Origin of the sequence: Lachnotalea sp. AF33-28, assembly GCF_003477885.1 — a bacterium.
GTDB lineage: Bacteria > Bacillota > Clostridia > Lachnospirales > Lachnospiraceae > AF33-28.
Genome location: NZ_QUEE01000010.1, coordinates 136,375 through 158,878, shown reverse-complemented (window position 1 = coordinate 158,878; position 22,504 = coordinate 136,375). Strand labels below are relative to the sequence as shown.

Annotated in this window: 16 protein-coding genes; 3 read left to right on the top strand and 13 right to left on the bottom strand. The window is 49.6% G+C overall.

The window, feature by feature from the left end:
- Positions 1-59 precede the first annotated feature (59 nt).
- The 6 genes from DWZ56_RS15000 to DWZ56_RS14975 form a co-directional block, all read right to left on the bottom strand.
- Complete coding sequence (locus DWZ56_RS15000; RefSeq protein WP_158584614.1) at positions 60-866, bottom strand: response regulator; 807 nt, start codon at positions 864-866, stop codon at positions 60-62.
- Positions 832-2,643 (bottom strand): cache domain-containing sensor histidine kinase, encoded by a 1,812-nt coding sequence (locus tag DWZ56_RS14995; protein ID WP_118557443.1) that lies wholly within the window; start codon positions 2,641-2,643, stop codon positions 832-834. The genes DWZ56_RS15000 and DWZ56_RS14995 overlap by 35 nt, the downstream gene beginning before the upstream one ends.
- Positions 2,644-2,687: 44 nt before the next feature.
- Positions 2,688-3,530, bottom strand: coding sequence for a carbohydrate ABC transporter permease (locus tag DWZ56_RS14990; RefSeq protein WP_118557442.1), 843 nt, complete (start codon positions 3,528-3,530; stop codon positions 2,688-2,690).
- A complete protein-coding gene (locus DWZ56_RS14985; protein ID WP_118557441.1) occupies positions 3,527-4,468 on the bottom strand; it encodes a carbohydrate ABC transporter permease in 942 nt (313 codons plus the stop codon). The genes DWZ56_RS14990 and DWZ56_RS14985 overlap by 4 nt, the downstream gene beginning before the upstream one ends.
- A 118-nt stretch (positions 4,469-4,586) precedes the next feature.
- A complete protein-coding gene (locus DWZ56_RS14980; RefSeq protein ID WP_158584613.1) occupies positions 4,587-5,984 on the bottom strand; it encodes an ABC transporter substrate-binding protein in 1,398 nt (465 codons plus the stop codon).
- A 238-nt stretch (positions 5,985-6,222) separates the two neighbouring features.
- On the bottom strand, positions 6,223-8,913 hold the full coding sequence (locus DWZ56_RS14975; protein ID WP_118557439.1) for a translation factor GTPase family protein: 2,691 nt from the start codon (positions 8,911-8,913) through the stop codon (positions 6,223-6,225).
- A gap of 298 nt (positions 8,914-9,211) precedes the next feature.
- On the opposite strand from DWZ56_RS14975, the gene DWZ56_RS14970 reads away from it, so the two are divergent.
- Positions 9,212-10,606, top strand: a complete 1,395-nt coding sequence (locus DWZ56_RS14970; RefSeq protein WP_118557438.1) for an ATP-binding protein — start codon at positions 9,212-9,214, stop codon at positions 10,604-10,606.
- 81 nt (positions 10,607-10,687) lie between these two features.
- Here the strand turns inward: DWZ56_RS14970 and DWZ56_RS14965 are convergent, their stop codons facing one another.
- The 7 genes from DWZ56_RS14965 to DWZ56_RS23830 all read right to left on the bottom strand — a co-directional run bounded on the left by DWZ56_RS14965 (position 10,688) and on the right by DWZ56_RS23830 (position 19,286).
- The gene (locus tag DWZ56_RS14965) at positions 10,688-11,389 is read right to left on the bottom strand and encodes a response regulator (protein ID WP_118557437.1); all 702 of its coding nucleotides are present in this window, start codon (positions 11,387-11,389) and stop codon (positions 10,688-10,690) included.
- Positions 11,382-14,084: a sensor histidine kinase gene (locus DWZ56_RS14960; RefSeq protein ID WP_118557436.1), complete on the bottom strand. Its 2,703-nt coding sequence runs from the start codon at positions 14,082-14,084 to the stop codon at positions 11,382-11,384. The genes DWZ56_RS14965 and DWZ56_RS14960 overlap by 8 nt, the downstream gene beginning before the upstream one ends.
- Before the next feature lie 237 nt (positions 14,085-14,321).
- Positions 14,322-14,522 (bottom strand): hypothetical protein, encoded by a 201-nt coding sequence (locus DWZ56_RS14955; protein WP_118557435.1) that lies wholly within the window; start codon positions 14,520-14,522, stop codon positions 14,322-14,324.
- 109 nt (positions 14,523-14,631) lie between these two features.
- The gene (gene kdpC, locus DWZ56_RS14950) at positions 14,632-15,291 is read right to left on the bottom strand and encodes a K(+)-transporting ATPase subunit C (protein ID WP_118557434.1); all 660 of its coding nucleotides are present in this window, start codon (positions 15,289-15,291) and stop codon (positions 14,632-14,634) included.
- A gap of 70 nt (positions 15,292-15,361) precedes the next feature.
- Positions 15,362-17,410, bottom strand: a complete 2,049-nt coding sequence (gene kdpB / locus DWZ56_RS14945; protein ID WP_118557433.1) for a potassium-transporting ATPase subunit KdpB — start codon at positions 17,408-17,410, stop codon at positions 15,362-15,364.
- A 15-nt stretch (positions 17,411-17,425) separates the two neighbouring features.
- Positions 17,426-19,189 carry a potassium-transporting ATPase subunit KdpA gene (locus DWZ56_RS14940; protein ID WP_118557432.1) on the bottom strand — a complete coding sequence of 588 codons (1,764 nt, stop codon included), beginning with the start codon at positions 19,187-19,189 and terminating at the stop codon, positions 17,426-17,428.
- A gap of 19 nt (positions 19,190-19,208) precedes the next feature.
- Complete coding sequence (locus DWZ56_RS23830) at positions 19,209-19,286, bottom strand: potassium-transporting ATPase subunit F (protein ID WP_442911449.1); 78 nt, start codon at positions 19,284-19,286, stop codon at positions 19,209-19,211.
- Between the two features lie 549 nt (positions 19,287-19,835).
- On the opposite strand from DWZ56_RS23830, the gene DWZ56_RS14930 reads away from it, so the two are divergent.
- On the top strand, positions 19,836-20,696 hold the full coding sequence (locus DWZ56_RS14930) for an AraC family transcriptional regulator (RefSeq protein WP_118557430.1): 861 nt from the start codon (positions 19,836-19,838) through the stop codon (positions 20,694-20,696).
- A 101-nt stretch (positions 20,697-20,797) separates the two neighbouring features.
- On the top strand, positions 20,798-22,321 hold the full coding sequence (locus tag DWZ56_RS14925) for an ADP-ribosylglycohydrolase family protein (protein ID WP_158584612.1): 1,524 nt from the start codon (positions 20,798-20,800) through the stop codon (positions 22,319-22,321).
- Positions 22,322-22,504: the final 183 nt, after the last annotated feature.

Here is a 22,504-nt window from a genome sequence, read left to right as displayed (position 1 = left end):
AGATTCTCATCTGTCAAAAGGATTCTTCCTAAACCGTTGCGCGGCATGAAATGCGGGTTCTATTTAAACTTTCCTTCCCGCATATATCTCCTGTATTCTGAAGGCGTATAGCCCGTAAATTTCTTAAAGGTGCTGCTGAAATACTGCGAATTGTCCCCAAATCCTGTTGCTCTGGCCACATCCAGGATCATTTCCTCCGGGCTGTACGCCAGCTTCTGCATGGCAAGCAGCATTCTGCGTTCGGCCAGATAGGAGGAGAATCTCTGCCCGGTCTCTTTCTGGAAGACTCTGCTTAAATAATTTTCATTCAGAAAAAGCTTCTTTGCAGAGATCCATTTCAGTGACAGTTCCTCGTTGGCGATCTCTTCGTCCACAATCTTGATGATCCTGCCTACTGTCTGCGGATAATTTCCCGGATCTGAAACATTAGCAAGGATCCTGTTCATTGCCGGGTTTTCCCGCATCATATCCATAAGCTGCTTTTGCTGCCGCTCATCCCGGCATTTCGTCACCACATTCAGCAGTGAAGCGGCATCCAGCGGCTTTAGCAGATATTCTCTGGCCCCATAGTGAATTGCCTGCTGCGCATAGTGAAAATCCGCATGTCCGCTTAAAATCACAAAATCAATATCCGCTCTGCGGCCTCTAAGCTGCTTAAGCAGTTCGAGGCCGTCCATCACGGGCATCCTGATATCCACCAGCATCATATCCACTTCATGGTCCTTAAGATATTCCAGCGCATCGACCGCATTGGCAGCGGCATATACTACCTCCACCTGATATTTTTCCCAGGGGATGGAAGAGGAGATCGCCTCCCTTACAATATGCTCATCATCCACCACCATAATCCTGTAATTGTTTTTCATTCCGCCTTCCCTCTTCATACTCTTCCTGTGAAATACATTTCATCCTCGCCTGCACCACCGTGCGGCCGGCGCTGTCACGCAACACACTGATTCCGCAACGATCCCCAAACACCTCTTTGATTCTCCGGTCAATATTTAACAGGCCAACGCCGTTTCCCTTCGGCTTCAGCTGCCCGCTGCGCAGCTTTTCCATCAGATTTTCTTCCGGCGGAGGGCCGTCATTGGATACCTGGCAGATGCACTCCTCTCCCCGCACGCACAGGCTGACTTCCACTCTGCATACCCCCAGCATGCATTCCACTCCATAGGCAATGGCGTTTTCCAATAAAGGCTGTATTGTGAACTTGGGAATTAACAGGCCGCTGCATTCCTCCGACACATCAAAGCGGATATCCAAACGCTCCTCATAGCGGTGCTTCTGGATCGTCAGATAATAGCAGACAATGTCGAGCTCCTTATCGATCGTGATCACCAGCTCTTTATTGCTGATCGCCTCCCTAAGCAGGAGTCCCAGACTGTTGACCATATCCGCCGCCGGCATATTCCCTGCCGTCTTAACCATCCAATACACGGAATTCAGTGTATTATAGAGAAAATGGGGATTCATCTGCGCCTGCAGCGCCTGTATCTGCGTCTCCTTGATCAGAATCTGTTTCAGATAATTTTCCCGAACTAATTCATTGATCCTGACCGACATTTTGTTAAAAGCCTGCTGAAGGGCATACACATCCCTGTCCCTGATTTCCTCTTTTTCATAGACGGGAAGCTGTGTAAAATTCTCCCAGGAAATCTGATGGATATGCTGGATAAATCTTCGGATATCATCGGTCACCCGGCGCGTGAAAAAGAACGAAATCGACAGCACCGCCGCGCAGCAGCAAACAAAAATCCCCATATACAGTGTAAAAACCTGCTTTACATCAAAGAAGAGTTCCGCATACGGTGTAAAAAGCACGTAGGAAAACTGCTGTCCGCTGTTATGCATGCTCACCACAAAATAGCGCTTCCCGCCGATATCCCGAATCGAATACGCCTCGCTCTGCACCCCGTCCGGATCGTAGTCCTCCAGAAGGTTCTCTTTGTCATTCAGCACAAACTTAAGACCGCCCTCATTGCCGTACATCAGAAATATCCCGTCGTGCACATCCGTAAGCAGCCTGCCCAGCCTGTCTATATCAATAAACAGCACCACCGTTCCGATATGCTTCAGGGACAGGTTTTCCTTTTCCCTGATCTGTTTGACCGCCAGCAGAATATTTTTCTCGCCGGCAAACGTGCTTTCCTCCATAAAGAAGGTCTCGCCCTTTGCATTGACAGCGGCCCCGGATACCGCTTTCGCGTTTTCTTCGGTCAGTCGGAAATAGCGCGTCGATGCGATCACGCTCACATTGCCCGCTCCGTCCACAAAATTGGCACAAACTACAGAATGATTCGCCGCGATTTCTCTCTGTATGCCGTCCGCAATCTGATTAATCCTTAATGCCCGCCCAAGTCCCGTTTCATCTCTTCCCTCATCATAAGCCAGCAAACTGCTGCCCGCTTTCTGCACGGTATCGGAGACCACGATATCATAGATGAGAGTTTTTATTTCCCCCATTTCATTCTCCATTCTGGAAATGGAAGAATCCATCAGTTCTCTGGTAAGCTGATATATGTATTCCGTATTTGACCGTTCCACACTGTAAAGCACAAAGCATCCGCCAGCAAAGCTTAGCACCAGCGCCGCGCCCAGAATGGCGGATACCCGATGAACGATGCTTTTTCTCTTTCCTGTCATGGCTCTCCTCCCCCCAGGATAAACCGAATGTGAATGATACTATTTTATGCTTTCAGTCCGGACATTGCAATGCCGTCCACAATGTATTTCTGCGTAAACAGAAACAGCACAATCACAGGAAGCAGCGAAGCCACGCACATGGCAAACATGGCGCCATAATCCGAAACGCTGGTTGGATCGCAGAAAAGCTTCAGCGCAATGGATACGGTGTACTTCTCCGGAGAATTAAGGTACAGAAGAGAACCCATAAAATCGTCCCATTTCCAGTAAAACGAGAAGATCGCCGAGGTTGCAAGAGCCGGTTTAATCAGAGGCATCATAACCCTGGTGAACAGACGCACCTTACCGCAGCCGTCGATTTCCGCCGCTTCATCCAGATCCTTGGGAATTCCCGCGATAAACTGCATGATTAAAAAGATAAAGAAGGCTCTCCCGCCCCATTCCGGCACCGTCAGCGGCAGAAACGTATTCACCCAGTTCAGTCCGTTAAAAATAATATACTGCGGCACCACCAGTACCTGGCTGGGCACCATCATCGTAATCAGCATACAGATAAAGAAAAAACCTCTTCCCCGGAAACGTATCCGTGTAAAGCCATAGGCCGCCATGGCCGACGCCAGCACATTGCCGATCACCGAAACCACCGTCACTATGACAGAGTTTTGAAAAAATGTGGTAAAAGTAGTGCCTCCAAACCCGGACCATCCGTTGAGATAATTTCCAAATTCCCATTTTTCCGGAAACAGATGATCTACGGTAGAGAGGACCAGGCTGCTCTCTTTAAAAGAGCTGAAAAACATCCAGATCAGCGGATAGATCATCACGAATCCGATCGCGCATACGACCGCATGAAATAAAACAGTATTAGATAGCTTTTTCCGAATCATTTCCGACGCGCCCTTCCTTTCCTCTTATTGCTTTTGCCGTCAAACATCTCGTTTTCATAAAACACCCATGCGCTGGAGGATTTGAAAACAAGGGCCGTGAAAAAGCCGATGATTACCAGAAGGATCCAGGCCATAGCGCATCCGTAGCCCATCTTATAATAAGCGAAGCTCTGTCTGTACAGATAGAGCGCATACACCAGCGTCTTGTTCATGGGGCCGCCGTCCGTTATGATCATCGCCTGTGAAAATACCATAAAGCCGCCGATCATCTGCATAACAAGGTTAAAGAAAATGATAGGGCTTAACAGAGGAAGTGTGATCCGGAAAAACTTCTTTACAGGTCCAGCGCCGTCCACCACCGCCGCTTCATAGTAGCTCCTGGGAATCTGCTTCAGTCCGGACAGAAAAATCAGCATCGGAGAACCGAATTGCCAGATAAACAGCAGTATGATGCTCCACAGCGCAGTATCTTTATTGGATATCCAGCTGATGTTGCAGGGAATGCCTAGCATATTTAAAAAGCTGTTAAATACGCCTGTTTTCGAGAAACAGTATTTCCACATAACCGATACCGCCACGCTGCCTCCAAGGATGGACGGAAGGTAATAGATCACCCTGTAAATAGGTACTGCTTTGGAGTCTCTGTTGAGGATCATTGCCACCATCAGCGCAAATAACAGTCTTAGCGGAATGGAAATAAATACAAATTTAAAAGTGACTCCGAGAGAGGTCATAAACAGGTTATCCTGCGTGAACAGACGGATATAATTGCTAAAACCGATAAACTTCGGCACCGACAACATATTGTATTCTGTAAAAGACAGAAAAAAGGAAGCTGCAAACGGCAGCGCCGTAAAGGCAAGAAAACAGATCAGCCAGGGTCCGATGAAAAGATACCCCAACAGTGTATTCTTCCTCATCTGGGATTTATTCGCCATGATAATCTACCTCATTTTCGTGAATTAGGCTGTTGGATAAACACACCTTTTTTGTGAAGCGGGAAAGGCAATGGGGGCTGATCAGGCCCCCATTTTACGATACTGTGAATATTGCCGTCTATTCCGGAAGAATGGAAGCTGCCTGGCTGATAAAGTCCGTGATGCAGTCTTCTGCGGACATCTCTCCGTACATGGCCGCCGTGAAGTTATTCTTCAGAACGCTGATCGCTTCCGCGGAATTGAGCGGATCAGCAGGATTCGTGGATTTGACCGCGGAGGAAACCTCATTCACATAATTCAACGTGTTCTTGGTATATACATCCGTATCCTCGCTGGATGCCAGCATTTCGCGCACCGCGCCGGATAATGAAATGCCTCTGTCCGTTCCGATCATCTTGCAGGCATCCTCGTCGTTGATCAGATAATTGATCACTGCCGCGGCCGCTTTCGGATCCTGGCAGTTGGCGGAGATGCACCAGTACATGTTGGAATTCAGATACATCCCTGTCTGGCTTCCGCCGTCCATCTTAGGCAGCATAACCATTCCCAGCTCCTTGCCCGCCGCAGCGCAGTAAACACCGTAGTAATTGCTTAACTGGAAGGACATGGCGGACTCGCCTTTTACGATAAAGTAATCTTCCGTAGTAGACCATGCGATCTGTACCTCCGGATCCACAAAATACCCAGCCTTAACTCCGTCATAAATATCCTGAACCGCCTGGATCACCGCCGTAACCACAGCCTCATCCTCTGCCCACGGAAGGGAATGGCCGTCCTCTGAAAAGAAATCATATCCATAGCTGCGGACCATTGCCTCCACCAGCCATCTGGCCTCCGCCAGGAATGGCAGCTCAGTGGGGATCTGCGTCGCGTCGTAAACAGCCTTGGCCGTATCAATAAATTGGCTCCAGGTCCAGTCATTGGAAGGGTATGTCACTCCCGCCTGATCAAACGCCTCTTTGTCGTACAGCACATTCACGGTGTTCACGCCGGTGGTAAAACCAGCCAGTTTACCGTCCACCATGCCTCCGCTTAGAGAGCTCTGGTCAATATTGCTGATGTCTATGGTCCCGTCATCAATATACGGCTGCAGATCGATGATCTGGTCGTTTTTTGAATAGTTGATGATATCCGTTGTAGACATCTGAATCACATCGGGAAGGTTGCTACCCACCGCCTGTGTGGCCAGGTTCTCAAAATAACTTGTCCAGCTGGTATACTCATAGGAGAACTCCGTTCCCGCTTCCGCCGCATATGCGTCCAGCGCTTCAATGGTCATGTTATGACGCTCCTGGCTGCCCCACCATGCCACCCGCAGGGCCGCTTGGTTCCCCGCATCATTGCCCGGCGCAGCAGTGGTGTTATCTGCAGCAGAGGTCTGACTCTCCACCGTGGTATTTACTGGACTTTCCGCCTGTGTTGTATTACCGGTATTCTGAGCGCCGTTTGCGCAGGCTGACGCAGATATGCACATAACTGCCGCAAGCGCCAGTGCCGTAACTTTTCTCCATTTCATCTTCATATCCTCCTCGTTTTCAATGCTAACGGTAAGCGTGCTGTCTGGTGAATATAATATGATCAGCACACACCTGTCTTTGTTCGGCCGATATGTCGATTATATGCAAAAGCACACTTATCCGCAATAAAAATAAGTGTGCAAAACGTTTAAAAAAGTGTGTTAATTTGCATTATATGAGACAATATTACCAGTTTTTATAACTGCCGGAATAATCCCTGGTCTTTCCCACCACCTGTCATCCATCATTGTTCTGCCCGCCGGTCCTAATGTCCTCCAGCGCTCTTGCGGTGTCTTCCGGCAGTGAATCAAACAGATAGTTCTTGCCAGATGGGCGGTCTTTTGTATATTCCTCCCTCAAGCTTTCCATCGCATGCGCAATCTCCTTCTTAAATTCCCTGGCCGAAAGCAGCCTGCATCCCTGGCTTAGGATGATGATCTGTTCCAGTCCGTCCGAAGTGGCCACGGTCACATCATATTTGCCGGCATTTTCATGGGCGAATTTCTCAATATACTGATCCGCGGTCTCAGCCTCTTTCGTATAGACCACATGTATATTATGGTAATCCCGGATTTCCGTCGGATGCCCCTGCACCCGGTAGGCGTCAAAAACGGCGATCAGGCGGCATTTGCAGATTCCCTGATAATTGCTTAAGATATCCAAAAGCCTTCCTCTGGCCCCGTCCACGCTGACAGCAGCCAGCTCCCGCAATTCGTCCCAGGCAAAGATGATATTGTATCCGTCCACCAGCAGATACGCTTCTTTTGGTTCCTGTTTCTTCACCGGCCTTGCAGACGCCGGATGAGGCGCAATGTCCACCCTTTTCCCGGCGGAATATTTTTTCCGCAAAGCGGTCGTTTTATCCCGGCTATTGGCGTAAAAGGTGCGGGATAAAATCGCATCGATCTCATCCACTCCTACGAAATCTTCCTCTTCAATAGGATCCGCATCCTGCTTCGGCGCTGCCTCTGTCCGGCACAGACGCTCATCCGGCGCGCTTTCCAGATGCATATAATCTTTCACTTTATCCCAGCTGACCACAAAACCGGCGCCGTGGGAGCAGAATACTGAGCCGGTCGGGTTCTCCAAATCGCGCTCCGAATCGTATCCGGCCGCCTCTATGACCTCTTCTGAATTATGGCAGGGTTCATAACCCTTCAGGGAACAGAACAGCCTTCCTTCCCCTCTGGTGTAGCCAATGACCTCTTTCTGATAGTCGCGCATCGTGACCACCGGCGCGCTGCCGGTCAGCACCATGAATCTGTCGGCAGAAAACGGAGGATTCATCCTCCCGCAGCGCTTCTCTATATCCGTCATGGCCCGTCCCACCATGCCTTCCGGCACCTCCAGGCGAAACTCATAATACGGTTCCAGCAACACGGACCTGGCCTGTTTTAAGCCCTGGCGTACGGCCCGGTATGTGGCCTGGCGGAAATCCCCGCCTTCCGTATGCTTAATATGGGCGCAACCCGCGATCAGCGTGATCTTCATATCGGTGATGGGCGCGCCGGTCAGCACGCCTTTGTGCTCTTTTTCTTCCAGATGGGTCAGCACCAGACGCTGCCAGTTACGGTCCAGCATATCCTCGCTGCAGGACGCCGCAAATTCCAGGCCGCTGCCAGGCTCACCCGGTTCCAGCAAAAGATGCACCTCTGCATAATGCCTTAACGGTTCAAAGTGTCCCACACCTTCCACACAGTCCGCAATAGTCTCCTTATACAGTATATTGCCGGAGTCAAAGCTCACACTCACATCGAACCGTTCCTGAATAAGGCTCTGCAGGATTTCGGTCTGCACCTCCCCCATGATCTGCGCCTGTATTTCTTTCAGCTGCTCATCCCACACGATATGCAGCTCCGGTTCCTCTTCTTCCAGCTGCCTAAGCTTCGGCAGCATGGCCGCGGCGTCGCAGCCCTCCGGCAGCCCGATTCGGTAGGTCAGCACCGGTTCCAGCACCGGCAGCGCAGACGACGCTTCGGCGCCCAGCCCCTGGCCCGGCCTTGTGTTTAAAAGCCCGGTCACCGCACAGATGCTGCCCGCCTCCGCCTCATTCACCGTCTCATATTTCTCACCGGAATAGATGCGGATCTGATTCACCTTTTCATCGCCGAACACCGTCTTCACCTTCAGCGATCCTCCGGTCACCTTCAGATAGGTGAGCCTGTTGCCCTGTCCGTCTCTGGCGATCTTAAACACCTTCGCTCCAAACTCCGCAGGATATTGCTCTTCCTCCGAATAGTTTACCAGCCCCCGCATCAGTTCCTCCACGCCGAAAAGCCGTAAGGCCGAGCCGAAATAGCAGGGAAACAGCTTCCTTTCAGCAATCAGATGTCTGATATCCCCCGCCTCCACCGTCCCCGTCTCCAGGAAATGCTCCAGCGCGCGCTCATCGCACACCGCCACCTCTTCATAAAAGGAAGCATCCGCGGGAGCGCTAAAATCCACGCAGCCGTCATCCAGGCGTTCCTTGAGCTCTGAAAGCAGAGCTTCCCTGTCCGTTCCGTCCTGGTCCATTTTATTCACAAACAGGAATACCGGTATATGGTATCGGGCCAAAAGCCGCCACAGTGTCTGCGTATGCCCCTGCACGCCGTCCGCGCCGCTGATCACCAGCACCGCGTAATCCAGCACCTGCAGCGTTCTCTCCATCTCCGCGGAAAAATCCACATGCCCCGGCGTATCTAACAGCGTAATCTTGGCTCCCGGCAGAGTAATCTGCGCCTGCTTGGAAAAAATCGTGATCCCTCTGGCCCTTTCCAGGGCATAGGTATCCAGAAAGGCGTTTTGATTGTCCACCCTCCCCATATTTCTTATGCTGCCGCTTAAATACAGCAGAGCTTCCGACAGCGTGGTCTTTCCGGCATCCACATGAGCCAACAGACCGGCACATATTCTTTTTTTTGGTTTTTTATCTATCTGCCCGCCCATAAAAATGCCCCCTTCCGTAATTGCATATTTTTTTTAAGTATATCACAGGAGGGGGATGTTAGTCGAGACGGCATTTTCTGTTTCAATGGGTTACAGGTTAGCTGGAAAGCTGAACTGTAGTTGCTGTTCACAGTTACCGTAAAGTTCCCGCGCAAGACAGGGCAGCCGTGAATAGTAACGAACTGTAACATTATTTATTTTTCACAACGCGATTGACAAGGCTTCAGGTAAGGATATAATAGACTTATAAGTTGCCTACTCATGAGTTAGTGTATTACGAGTAGAAAGGAGATTTATTATGTTTTATTGTCGTGAAGGTGAACTTCATCAGATGAATCGCCGCTATGATAAAAACAAGTTTGAGTGCGTTGTCATTTATGGCAGACGGAGAGTTGGAAAAACTGCTTTGATCAACGAATTCTGCAAAGAAAGACCGACAATCTACTTTTCGGCCTTAAATGCATCTTCTCTGGAAAATCTGGAGGCATTATCTAAGGCTATCTATTCTTACAAAAATCCAGATGAATCTGCCAATGCACCGACCTACCGAAACTATGATGATGCTCTGGAGGCAATCACCGCTATGTCCCGGGAGCAGCGGCTGGTTTTTGTTATTGACGAATATCCTTATCTTGCAAAAGCAGAAAAATCTATTTCCTCCCGCCTACAGCACATCATCGACCACATGTGGCAGGAAAGTCAGCTTTATTTAATTCTTTGCGGATCTTCTATGAGTTTTATGGAGTATCAGGTGCTTGGATATGAAAGTCCTCTCTATGGCAGACGCACAGCCCAGTTCAAAATTCATGCGCTGACCTATAAGGAAATGACGGTTTTTCATCCGACTCTTAGTCCGGAAGATCAGGCATTGTTGTACGGGATCACCGGCGGTGTTCCACACTACATTAACAAGCTGGATGTAGAAGATAATCTGGATGACGCTCTGTTGGAAAACCTCTTTAACCCCTCCAGTTATCTCTTTGAAGAGCCGGAAAATTTGCTAAAGCAGGAACTAAGAGAACCGGCAATCTATAATTCCATCATCTCTGCGATTGCCGGGGGTTCTACACGTGCCAATGAAATTGCTACAAAGGTAGGTCTTGAATCCAGTGTCTGCTCCAAGTACCTGAAAGTACTGCTTGATCTCGGTATTTTGAAGCGGGAGACTCCTATTACTGAGAAACCGGGCAAAAAAACCATCTATACCATTGATGATAATTTTTTCCGCTTTTGGTACCGATTTGTGCCTCGAAACATGTCTGCAATCAGTGCCGGGCGTATCGAACAAATTTATACAAAGGCCGTCAAACGCTATTTTTCGGATTACATGGGACTGGTGTTTGAAAAGATGTGCCGGGATTATCTGCTCCGTTATGCAGACTCTCTGCCTATTCTACTCAGTGAGGTCGGTCAATGGTGGGGAACCGATTCAAAGGAACGGAAAGAAGTTCAGATTGACATTGTAGGCACACCCGTGGATGGAAACGAATATATTATCGGCTCCTGCAAATACAAAAATGAAAAAATAGGTGTTGATGAACTGGAGCTGATCCGCCATTACGCTTCTGTTTTTGGCAGAGGAAATAAATATCACTATTTCATTTTCTCTAAGGTTGGTTTCTCATCCGCACTAGAGGCGTTGGGAAAACAGGGAGAGGTTACGCTCCTTACTCTGGAGGATATATATATATAAGAACGTAAACGGCTAAGTTCCGTTACAGCCATTTGCGTCTGCCGCTCCATGTTCCCTTTCTCATCTATCGCCGCACACGAATCACTCAACCCTAAGCATCCTGTATCCGACACCGATATGGGTCTGAATATACTGTGGAGCGCCCGGCTCTTTCTCGATTTTCTTTCGCAGTGCCGCCATAAAGACGCGCAAAGAAGCAATATCGTTATCCCAGCTGCTGCCCCATATGTTCTGTGTAATGAACGTATGGGTCAGTACCTTGCCAACATTTTTAGAAAGCAGACACAGCAGTTTATACTCAATGGGTGTCAGATGCAGTTCTTCGTCATTCAGGTAGGCGCACCCGGCGGCGTAGTCAATGCGAAGCTGCCCATTCGTAAAGGTGGATGCTTCCACCGGCGACTCGTACTGCGTCATCATAAGACGTCTTTGAGTAACCCGCAGCCTTGCCAACAGCTCTTCTACGGAAAACGGCTTAGTGAGATAGTCGTCCGCTCCCGCATCCAGCGCATCGATCTTGTCCGTATCCTCGCTGCGCGCGCTGATCACAATAATTGGCATATTGGACCATGTGCGGATTTTTTGAATCACTTCCACACCGTCCATGTCCGGAAGGCCCAGGTCGAGCAGGACAATATCCGGATTATGGGACGAGGCCTCTAAAATTGCTGCCGCGCCGTCCGGCGCGACAAGATAGTGGTAATCATGGGCTTTTAAAGTTGTTGTTATTAAATTTTTTACAGAAGTATCATCCTCTACGACTAAGATCAGTGATTTATTCATGAAGCTTTACCTCCCCGGAAGATAATGTAAATGTAAACACCGTACCCCGCGGTGCATTGTCTGAAACAGTGATTGTGCCTCCGTGAGCATTAATGATGGACTTGCACAGGGAAAGGCCCAGTCCGAGGCTTCGGCGGCTGTCTGCAATCTTATTGGCTCCGCTGTAAAACATATCAAATACCCTGGCTTTCATTTCGTCTGACATGCCCTCCCCGTCATCGGCAATGGAGACGACTGCTTTGCCGTCCCGCTTACAAGTCCGAATTACAATATGGGAACCTTTCGGCGTGTACTTGATGGCATTGTCCACGATATTGATAATGACCTGAACAATGAGCCTGGCATCCATTTTAGCCAGCAGAAAATCCTCCTCGCTCTCAACAGAAATACTGTGTTCCACACTTTTTCGGTTCACATGGTGCAGGGCTTCTGTGATTACATCGTCAATCAAATCCTCCGAGATACGCAGATTCAGCCGCCCTTCCTCAATTCGTGTAACCGCAAGCAGATTTTCCACCAGATTGATGAGCCACATGGAGTCATCGTAAATGTCCGTATACAGCTGTCTTTTTGTATCGCTGTCAAAGGAGTCACCGTTTGACAGCAGATTGCTCGCATTGCCGGATATGGAAGTAAGCGGCGTGCGCAGATCGTGGGAAATTGCCCTCAGCAAATTTGCCCGCATCTGCTCATTCTTGGCAAGAATGGCGGCCTCCTCCTTTTCCCTGTTGTTCTTTTCATTCTCCAGCGCCAAAGCGCATTCGCCCAAGATAGATAAAAAAATGCTGTTTTCAAATGCATCCAGCGGCTCGTTTCCAATTAAAATGCCGACCACACCGTATACGCGGTCATTCACCCGGACGGCAAGATACATGCACTTTGCATTGGAGAGCGTTTTTGTAGTCGCTCCGGCATGTTTGTTATTTTTGAGAACCCATGCCGCCACGCCTTTTTCATCGCCTGACAAACAGCTATCATCAAACGTCTCCTCCGGTACAGAAAAGACGTGCGGCTCTCCCAGCAGATTGTCCTCTGCAAAATAAAACACAATACTCTTTTTCAATAACTTCATAAGCTGATTGGCAGTAATGGATACAATCTCATTTCTGTCCGTCGCCTTCTGCAAAAGCTGGTTTGTATCAAACAGGATTTTTGTTCTGAACGCCGATTGCGCCGATTGCTTTGCGCTGTTCTTGAGCCGGCCCGCCAGCGAGCTGGTCAGAAAAGCCGCCAGAAACATGACGAGAAAGGTGACAGGATACCCCTGATCGTAAGCCTGAAGCGTATATTTCGGTTCAGTGAAGAGAAAGTTGAACACCAGCACGCTGACAACCGAAGAAATCAGGCTGTATACCCGGTTGACAGTCACCACTGAGGTAAGCAGTACGCCAAGGACATAGACTGTGATAATATTGGCTTCCGCAAATCCGAGCCACTGGAACAGAAAACCGATCAGGCTGGCGCCAATTAAGATTCCGGCACTTTTCAGGATATCTGCGGAAGAAAAGACAAGGCCTGACGTTTCCCTGGCTTTCTTTGCCCTATAAGCGGAAACTCCGGAAACCGTATCAGGAATGATATGTACGTCCAGATTGGGCGCATTTACAATTAGCCTTTCCGTCAGTGTCGGTTTGCTGAACAAACCCTTTTTCGTGGCTGCACTCCGTCCGATTACAATTTTAGACACACCGGAAAGCCGGGCAAACTCCGCAATTTGAAATGAAATGTCATCGCCGTAGACGGTCTCAATTTTAGCCCCTAACTGTTCCGCAAGGTGCATATTCGAACGCAGGCGTTTTTTGTTTTCCTCCTGTAAAGCGGAAAAATCGGGAGTTTCTACAAACAGGGCTGTAAATGCTCCGCGAAAGGCGCTTGCCATTCTGGCCGCAGTGCGGATAATCTTCGCATTGGATGGCGATGACGAGACACACACAAGTATATGTTCATCTGTATGATAGTCACCGTGATGTTTCACTCTGGCATTTTCCGTCAGGATATTCACTCGGTCGGCACAGCGGCGCAGCGCCAATTCCCTTAAAGCCGTCAGATTTTCTTCTGTAAAAAAGTTATGCAGGGCCTGTTTTGCCTGTGTTTCTTTATAAACATTACCCGACTGCAGCCTTTCAATCAGCTCTTGCGGCTCAATATCCACCAACTCCACCTGATCGGCATTGTCAAACACAGAATCCGGGATGCGCTCCCGAACCATAACGCCGGTAATTGAGGCAACTGTGTCATTTATACTTTCAATGTGCTGCACATTCACCGTCGTATACACATCAATTCCCGCTCGCAGCAATTCTTCTATATCCTGGTAACGCTTTGCATGGCGGCTGCCCTGCGCATTGGTATGGGCCAGCTCATCCACTAAAAGAAGCTGAGGTTTTCTCTTCATAGCCGCATCAATGTCAAATTCATGGAGCATTATGCCATTGTGCTCAATCTGCAGATTAGGAATGCACTCCAGGCCCCCAAGCAGTTTTATAGTCTGCGGGCGTGTGTGGGGCTCGATATAGCCCGCAGCCACATCTATACCCCGTTGTTTTGCGGCGTGGGCTGCTTTCAGCATGGCATATGTCTTGCCGACTCCGGCCGCATAGCCAAAAAATATTTTCAAATGGCCTCTTGTTTTCTTTTGCTCTTCCTCCTGAATAGCCTTTAACAGCTGTTCCGGTGTGTGCCGTTTTTCTTCCATGCGACTACCTCTCACTCTACAACAGGATATCTTCATACTATTTTGGCAGTGATACAAAACACACATAAAAATTATACTTCATCCGATCATAATTTTCCATAGCATGTTTGTCAGTGGCTCTTATCGCGATAAAGTTTCAATTGCCCGGCAAAACAATTCATTTTCTAGGAGCTTCCGTCTTTATTGTATCTTTATCTGTATTAAATGGGCATAAAAATAAAACTCACAGTATTTAGATTATATAAATGGGAACCCAAAAATCAGAGCCAGGGGAAGTGTGATAAGTGCGGTACACACGGCAACTGCCCCCAGAAGAAAAATCGGTATTCCTGCAAACGCCGCAAAAAGCGCAAGACACGGATGGTAAAGTGCAAAGCGCTGTACGCGCTCGTCGAACCCTCTCTCAAACTTGTGTAAAGACTCAAGAATTGCTGTCATAATCAATCCCTCCTATGCTATGCTTATATGTTAGCACAGGGAAAATTAAAATAGGGCAAGGGTTCGCGCGGTCAAATTAAGATAAAATAAACAGCTTCCGGGGCTGCCATTACGCATCAATCAGTCCCATTGCGATGCCGATTTCGATATTGACCTTCACCACATTGACGGTTTCTTCACCAAATATGCCCAGCAGCTTACCTTCCGTATTGTTTCTGATGATCTCACGGATCTGTTCTTCACCAAGGCCGGAGGCCTCTGCAATTCTGGGAACCTGAATCTGTGCCGATTCCGGGGAAATATGCGGGTCCAAGCCGGAGCCGGAAGCTGTCAGCAGGTCGGTGGGAATATCCTCCCGCTTCACAGCGGGGTTTTTTTCAAGGAAGTCCGCAAGATCCGCTTCGACACGCTCTGTAAGCGCTGGGTTGGACGGCGCATAGTTATTAGAGCCGGAGCCAATTCCGGGAAATTTCGTCCCGTCCTGATAGTTCCTGGTCCCGTCCCCATTTTCTGTATAAACGTTATAGTGGTAAGCGGAGGGCCGGCTCCACAGATAATAGTCCTGTATAAACTCCTGCCCCACATGCTCTGCCGCCACAGGCCTGCCGTCCGCCTCAATCAGGCTGCCCGCTGCCTGATGCGGAAATAGCAGTGCCGAAAGACCGTTTAACAATGCCGGGAAGAGAAATCCGCATACCAGCATCAGGACAAGCGATACGGTAACAGCCTGTCTGATGTTGTGCAGTAAATTTTTAGTATGTTCTTTCATAAGAGCTTCCTCCTTTTCATGTCACCGGCCAAAGCCTGATGACCTACGCACACTTCAGCATGCATTTTCTTTACAGACCGAGCAGCGCCAACAGCGGATGAATGATCAGATCTATGATTTTGATACCGATAAACGGTGTGATGACACCGCCGGCGCCGAAAATCATCATGTTTCGCAGCAGCATTTTTCCGGAGGACATGGGGCGGTATCTAACGCCCTTCATGGCCAGGGGAATCAGGCACGGAATGATAAGCGCATTAAAGATCAAAGCCGACAGGATCGCGCTGTACGGGGTTGCCAGATTCATGATATTCAGCACACCCAGCTGCGGGATGGCCAGCATGAACATGGCCGGAATGATGGCGAAATATTTGGCAATGTCGTTTGCAATGGAAAAGGTGGTCAAACTGCCCCTGGTGATGAGCAGCTGCTTTCCGATCTCCACAACTTCCAGAATCTTCGTCGGGTCAGAATCCAAGTCCACCATATTGGCTGCTTCCTTGGCGGCGGCAGTGCCGCTGTTCATTGCCAGACCCACGTTGGCCTGAGCCAGCGCCGGGGCGTCGTTGGTGCCGTCGCCGGTCATAGCGACGATTTTGCCTTCCGCCTGCTCCTTTTTGATGACATCGATTTTATCTTCCGGCTTACACTCCGCAATAAAACCGTCCACGCCGGCTTCTTTGGCAATGGTTGCTGCAGTCAAAGGATTGTCTCCGGTGCACATGATGGTCTTGATGCCGATAGCGCGAAGCCGCTCAAACCTCTCCGCCATACCGGCTTTTACGGTATCCTTCAGATAAATGACGCCCAGAATACGGTTGTTTTCGCAGACAGTAAGCGGCGTGCCGCCAAGCGTAGAAATCTTTTCCACCTCTTCCCGCAGGTTCACCGGAATGCTGCCGCCCTGCTCTTTGACATACGTCTCAATGGCATCGGCGGCGCCCTTTCGTATTTTCGTTCCGTCCGGAAGATCCACGCCGCTCATCCGCGTCTGAGCAGTAAATTCAATAAAGTTGGAACCGGCAGTTTCACTGCTGTTATCCCCCATACGGCGGGCCAGTTCCAGGGTGGATTTTCCTTCCGGTGTCTCGTCGTGAAGGCAGGTCAGCGCCGCACAGCGGATCAGTTCACCGCGTTCTGCGCCTTTTACCGGGATGAAATCGGCTGCCAGCCGGTTGCCGTAGGTAATGGTGCCTGTTTTGTCCAGAATCATGGTATCCACATCGCCGCAGGCTTCCACAGCTTTGCCGGACATGGCGATAACATTAAATCGGGTAACCCGGTCCATACCTGCGATGCCGATCGCCGAAAGCAGACCTCCGATGGTGGTGGGAATCAGACAGACCGCCAGTGCGATCAGCGTTGAAATCTGAAGCCGGACACCGGAATACACACCGATAGGATACAGGGTAACGATGACGGTCAAAAAGATGATGGTCAGGGAAACCAGCAGCGTGTTCAGCGCAATCTCGTTCGGCGTCTTTTTGCGGGAGGCGCCCTCAACCAATGCGATCATGCGGTCCAGAAAGCTGTTGCCGGGATCGGAAGTTATGCGTACCTTCAGCCGGTCGGATACCACGGTGGTGCCGCCGGTGACGGAGCAGAAATCGCCGCCTGACTCTCTCACCACCGGAGCGGATTCACCGGTGATGGCCGATTCATCCACCGAGGCAATGCCTTCCAAGACCTCGCCGTCGCCGGGAATGATCTCACCCGCAAAAACCAGGACAATATCGTCTTTCTTCAGCTCACTGGAGCGAATGTCTTTCGTGGAACCGTCCGCACACAGCAGATGGGCGGCGGTATCTTTCTGTGTTTTCTTCAAACTGGCCGCCTGCGCTTTGCCTCGCCCCTCTGCCACGGATTCCGCGAAGTTGGCAAACAGCACGGTGACAAACAGCACGGCACAGACGGTGATGTTGTAAGCCCTTAGATTACCGGCGGCCGCGTCCCTCCCTGGAAAGAAGGATAGCAGGAGTGTAATGAAGCACCCTGCTTCCACCACGAACATGACGGGATTTTTCATCATGTACTGGGGATTCAATTTTATAAAGGAACCGATGACCGCTTGCCGGAGAATTTCCGGTGTCATCAGCTTTTGGTTACGTTTTTTACTCATTGCAGCTTTACCTCCTTACATCCAAAGTGTCAGATGCTCTGCGATCGGGCCGAGCGCCAGCACCGGGAAAAATGTCAGCGCCGCAAAGATATAGACCACAACAACGAGGATGAGCGGGAACGATGCCGTATCCGTATGCAGTGCGCCGACAGAATCATTCACAAATTTTTTCTTCATCAGAGAGCCGGCAATCGCCAGTTGAATGACGATGGACAAATACCGTCCGAAGAACATAGCAAGACCCGTGGTGATATTCCAGAACACGGTGTTATCAGCCAGCCCCTCAAAGCCGGAACCGTTATTTGCGGCGGAGGAGGCATATTCGTACAGCACCTGGGACAGTCCATGAAATCCCGGATTGCTGATTCCCTCCCTTCCTGCTAAGGTGCCGACTGCCAGAGCGGAGAACGTCAAAATCAGCAGAGGATGTATGATGATGCACAGGGCCGTGAGCTTCATCTCACGTCCTTCGATCTTTTTGCCCAGATATTCAGGTGTCCGCCCTATCATCAGCCCGCAGATAAATACAGCCAGGATCGCGTACATGATCATATTCATGAGTCCGACGCCCTTGCCGCCGAACACTACGTTCAGCATCATATGTAACATCGGAACCATGCCGCCCAGGGGCGTCAGGGTATCGTGCATATTGTTGACCGTACCTGTGGTAAAGGATGTAGTCGTTATCGTAAACATCGCAGACTGAGCGATGCCAAACCGCACCTCCTTGCCCTCCATGCTGCCCATGGACTGGGACAGGCCTGCCTCTGCCAGCGCCGGATTGCCCTGTGATTCGGCCCAAAAACATACGCTTAGACCAATCACGAATAGAATGCCCATAGCGGCAAAAACCGTACGCCCCTCCCGTCCGAACAACCGGGCGGTCAAACTATTCGGAATCCGTTTTTCCCCATCGGTCAGCGCTGCAGAGGATTTTTCCTGCTCACGCCTGCGGTCACGGACCATTTTGCCGAAAGTTATGACACAGGCGCCCGGGAGCAGCATCATGGAATACAGCTCGATCAGGTTGGTTAGCACGGTCGGGTTTTCTATCGGAGTGGATGAATTCGCGCCGATAAACCCACCGCCGTTGGTGCCAAGGTGCTTAATTATTTCCAGCGGTGCAACAGGGCCCATGGCTATCACCTGCTTTGTACCCTCGATGGTGTCTATCACCACGTTGCCGGAGAAGTTCGAAGGAACGCCCTGCCAGACCAGCAGCAGTCCGCCGATGACGGAAAATGGCAGAAGCATGCGGGTTATAATCCGGACCAGATCCGCGAAAAAGTTTCCGACATTGTCCTTCGTCCTGCCTGCCAGTCCGCGGATGAATGCGATGCAGGCGGCATAGCCGCTGGCTGCGGAGACGAACATCATAAAGATGATAACCAGCATCTGGGAGAGGTACGAAAGGCCGCTCTCACCGGAATAGTGCTGGAGGTTGGTGTTGGTCATAAAGCTGATGATGGTGTTAAACGACAGGGATTCCTCCATAGCTCCCACGCCGTTGGGATTAAACAGTCCGACAGACTGGATCCGTAAAACTATGTAGCCCATCAGAATCATGACTGCGTTGGTGCCAAGAAGAGCCAGCGCATACGTTTTCCAGTTCATGCCTTTCTGCAGGCGGATGCCGCTCACCCTGTATATCACTCTGTCAGCACGGTCGAATACAGGATCGGCAAATGTATGTTTTCCGGCTGCAATATGGTACAAATAGATGCCCACCGGAATGACCATAATCAGATAAATGAGAACGGTCAGTGCAAGCTGCAGCATAGTTTTTTCCTCCTTCGGTTTAAAATTTTTCCGGGTGTACCAGGGCATACACCAGATAAACACCCATTAAAAGGACAATACCTCCAAGAACGTACATCATATCGTGATCTCCCTTCTATTCTTCCGACTCAACTTGTTTATGGCACCAGCAAATCAGCAGCGCCACTGTGCCGCAGCAGGCGGCCAACACAGTCAGCATCATAAAGTCCAGCATATGATTTCCTCCTTTTACATGCCACCAACCGCAGGTCGATGGCCTACGCACACTGCAGTGTACTTGTGCTGTATACTTTGATTTCTCTGCTATTGTACACACTTATTCATGAAAGCGGGCTAAGGATCATTCCCCTTTCCATTAAGCTTTCATAAAGAAAAAACACGGCCTGCCGCCATCGCCTTTTGGTTTGGCAAAAGGGTATCTTGGCAAACAGACGGCTATACACAGCAAAAAACCGTCTACTCCTTTTGAGAATAAACGGTTTTCTGTCATTTTTCAGTTTTCATTTTTTAAAGGCGAATACAAACTCAGATAACGCGCTACAATTCAGCCTGCGCACAATGGATCAGCGCGTTCCGCATATTGCAATGATGATATCCGCAATGTATAATAATCTAACAACCTTTTAAGGCAGCAAGGAGGACGCCTATGAAACTTTTTAAAAAGGATACCATCAGCGATGAAGGACGGATCAAGCTGGAAATGGTAACCACCTCTCAGTCCTATCCCATACATCAGCATGAATTCATAGAGCTGGTTTATATCCTGGCCGGCAGCGGAATCCAATCCATTGACGGCACAGAGTACCAAGTATGTCACGGAAGTCTTCTGTTCATCGATTACGGGCAGACGCACAGTCTTGCGCCTCTAAGGAGCATGACCTATGTCAACATCCTTCTGGAGCCGGAGTTCTTCAGCAGAGAGCTGGTCAACGTTGAAAGCATCATCGATATCTTCTGTTACAATATCTTTTCTGAATTTTCAAAAAGTGAGCACAGTGCTTTGCAATGCGTGTCATTTCAAAAAACTGAGCTTGAAGAGGCCGATCAGCTGATTAAAATCATGCTGCGGGAATTTGAGCAGAAAAAGGCCGGCTACCTGTCGGTACTGCGCGCCTGCACACAGACTCTTTTCAGCTGGCTCCTCCGTAAGATCAACTCAGGCTCCGAAAAAACTCATTTTTGCTCTGTCCAGGATGTAACGGAATATATCAATGAACATTTCACCGAGAAAATAGAACTGGGGGATATCGCCGCCAGGGGCTTTTACAATCCTGATTATTTAAGCAGACTGTTGAAAAGGCATTGCGGTAAAAGCTTTTCCCAATATGTCAAGGAAAAAAGGATCGCCCAGGCTGTATGCCTGATGCGGGACAGCTCTCTGTCCATCAGCGAGATCATGCTGCAAAGCGGCTACACGGACAGCAAAATGTTCTACCGGCATTTCCGGGAAATTTACGGCGAAGCTCCCGGCAGTTACCGCATCAGGCTTTTAGCCGATAATCACTGAATTCCCTAAAAACAGCTCGCTTTGCCCTAATGACAGTCCCAAAGCCTTCCTTTATACTTATAGAAAACCTAAAGTTATATGTAATCAAGGAGGCTGTTTATATGAAAACCATCTCAAAAGAGGAATATCGCAATAAAGTGTATGGCTGCTGGCTGGGCAAAAATATCGGCGGAACATTAGGCGCACCCTTTGAAGCCTGCAGGGAGGTTCATGATGTGGAATATTATACCCATAACTTTTCCGAAGGCGTCCTGCCCAATGACGATCTCGATCTGCAGTTATCCTGGCTATGCGCTGCGGAGCGGTTCGGTAACTCTGTAAATGCAAAGATTCTCGCCGAGTACTGGGTCTCCACTATCGTACCCAACTGGGCAGAATACGGCGTGGGGAAAAACAATCTGCGTTTCGGGCTGGAACCTCCCGTATCAGGCGGTTTTTGCAACGCCTTCAAGGATTCCAACGGCTCATGGATCCGCAGTGAGCTGTGGGCCTGCCTGATGCCGGGACATCCTGAGCTCGCAGTACGCTATGCCCTGCAGGATGCCATGATAGATCATGCTGATGAAGGTATTTATGCCGAAGTTTTTACGACAGCGCTGGAAAGTGCCGCCTTTGCTGTCACCGATTATGAAGAGCTGATACAGATCGGCCTTTCTTATATTCCCGCTGACTGCGGCATTGCAAAGGCTGTAAGACTTGCCATAGAATGTTATCATGACCACCTTACCTGGAAAGAAGCGCGGATCCGGCTGCTGACCCAGATACCAGGTTCTTTTGGAGGGCAGCTTAGACTGCCGAATCCCGATAATCTTCCGCAGGGCCCCTGGGGATATGATGCACCTTCCAATATTGGCCTGACTGTTCTCGCATGGTACTACGGTGAAGGAGACTTCAGCAAAAGCATCTGCATAGCGGCAGGATGCGGTGAAGACGGTGACTGCACTACCGCCACCCTCGGTTCTGTAATGGGGATTATACTGGGGGCGTCCGGCATTCCGGAAAAATGGCTCAAACCAATTGGCGATGAAATCAAAACATGTTCCTTGAATCTGCAGTCCTCCATGCTGAAGGTTCCTAAAACCGTCACAGAATTGACAAACCGAACCAGCTGCCTGATGCCGTCATTTATGACAGGCTACTTTGACCTGTATTCTTCCGGAGCTGAAATCGTATTGAATACAGATAAGGAGCTTTACGATCATCCCATCCGTGACTGGACTATAAAGCCCCCTTTCTTTACAGATGAATATCCAGAAAACTTTCAGACCTTTATCGGCGAGAATGCCATCATGAAACTTCAGGTCAGCGTAACAGAAGGCATACGGATTCATGAAGGAGAAACAAGGCAGCTCAAGCTGCATGCGGAAAATATATCGGGCTTTGTAGGTGATCCTCTGTGGCTGAAACTGAAATGGTTTCTGCCGGAAGGATGGAGTATCGATACCGGTACAAATACCGCCCTCTTTCTGAACCAATATCACTGCGGCTCCGGCAATGCCTCTGCCGTAGCACAGATCACCGCCGGCCCCGCCGACGGAGCCATCACCACTGTCCTTTTAGAGGTTACGGCCGCCGGCCGTCCGGGACGTATCTACATTCCTATACAATTCGTCTGCGAAGCATAAATCATTCTTCTGCCGGGGGCATTTTGCTTTATAATAAAGCAAAACGCCCCCGGCAGAACGCTTAGTATAATTCCTGCAGGCAGGATCATAAGGGAAATACGGTGCCAGGCATCTTTCACATCTTGACAGAAAAATCCATAGAGAGTATGATTTATTTACAGTACGAATTATACAGCAGTAAAG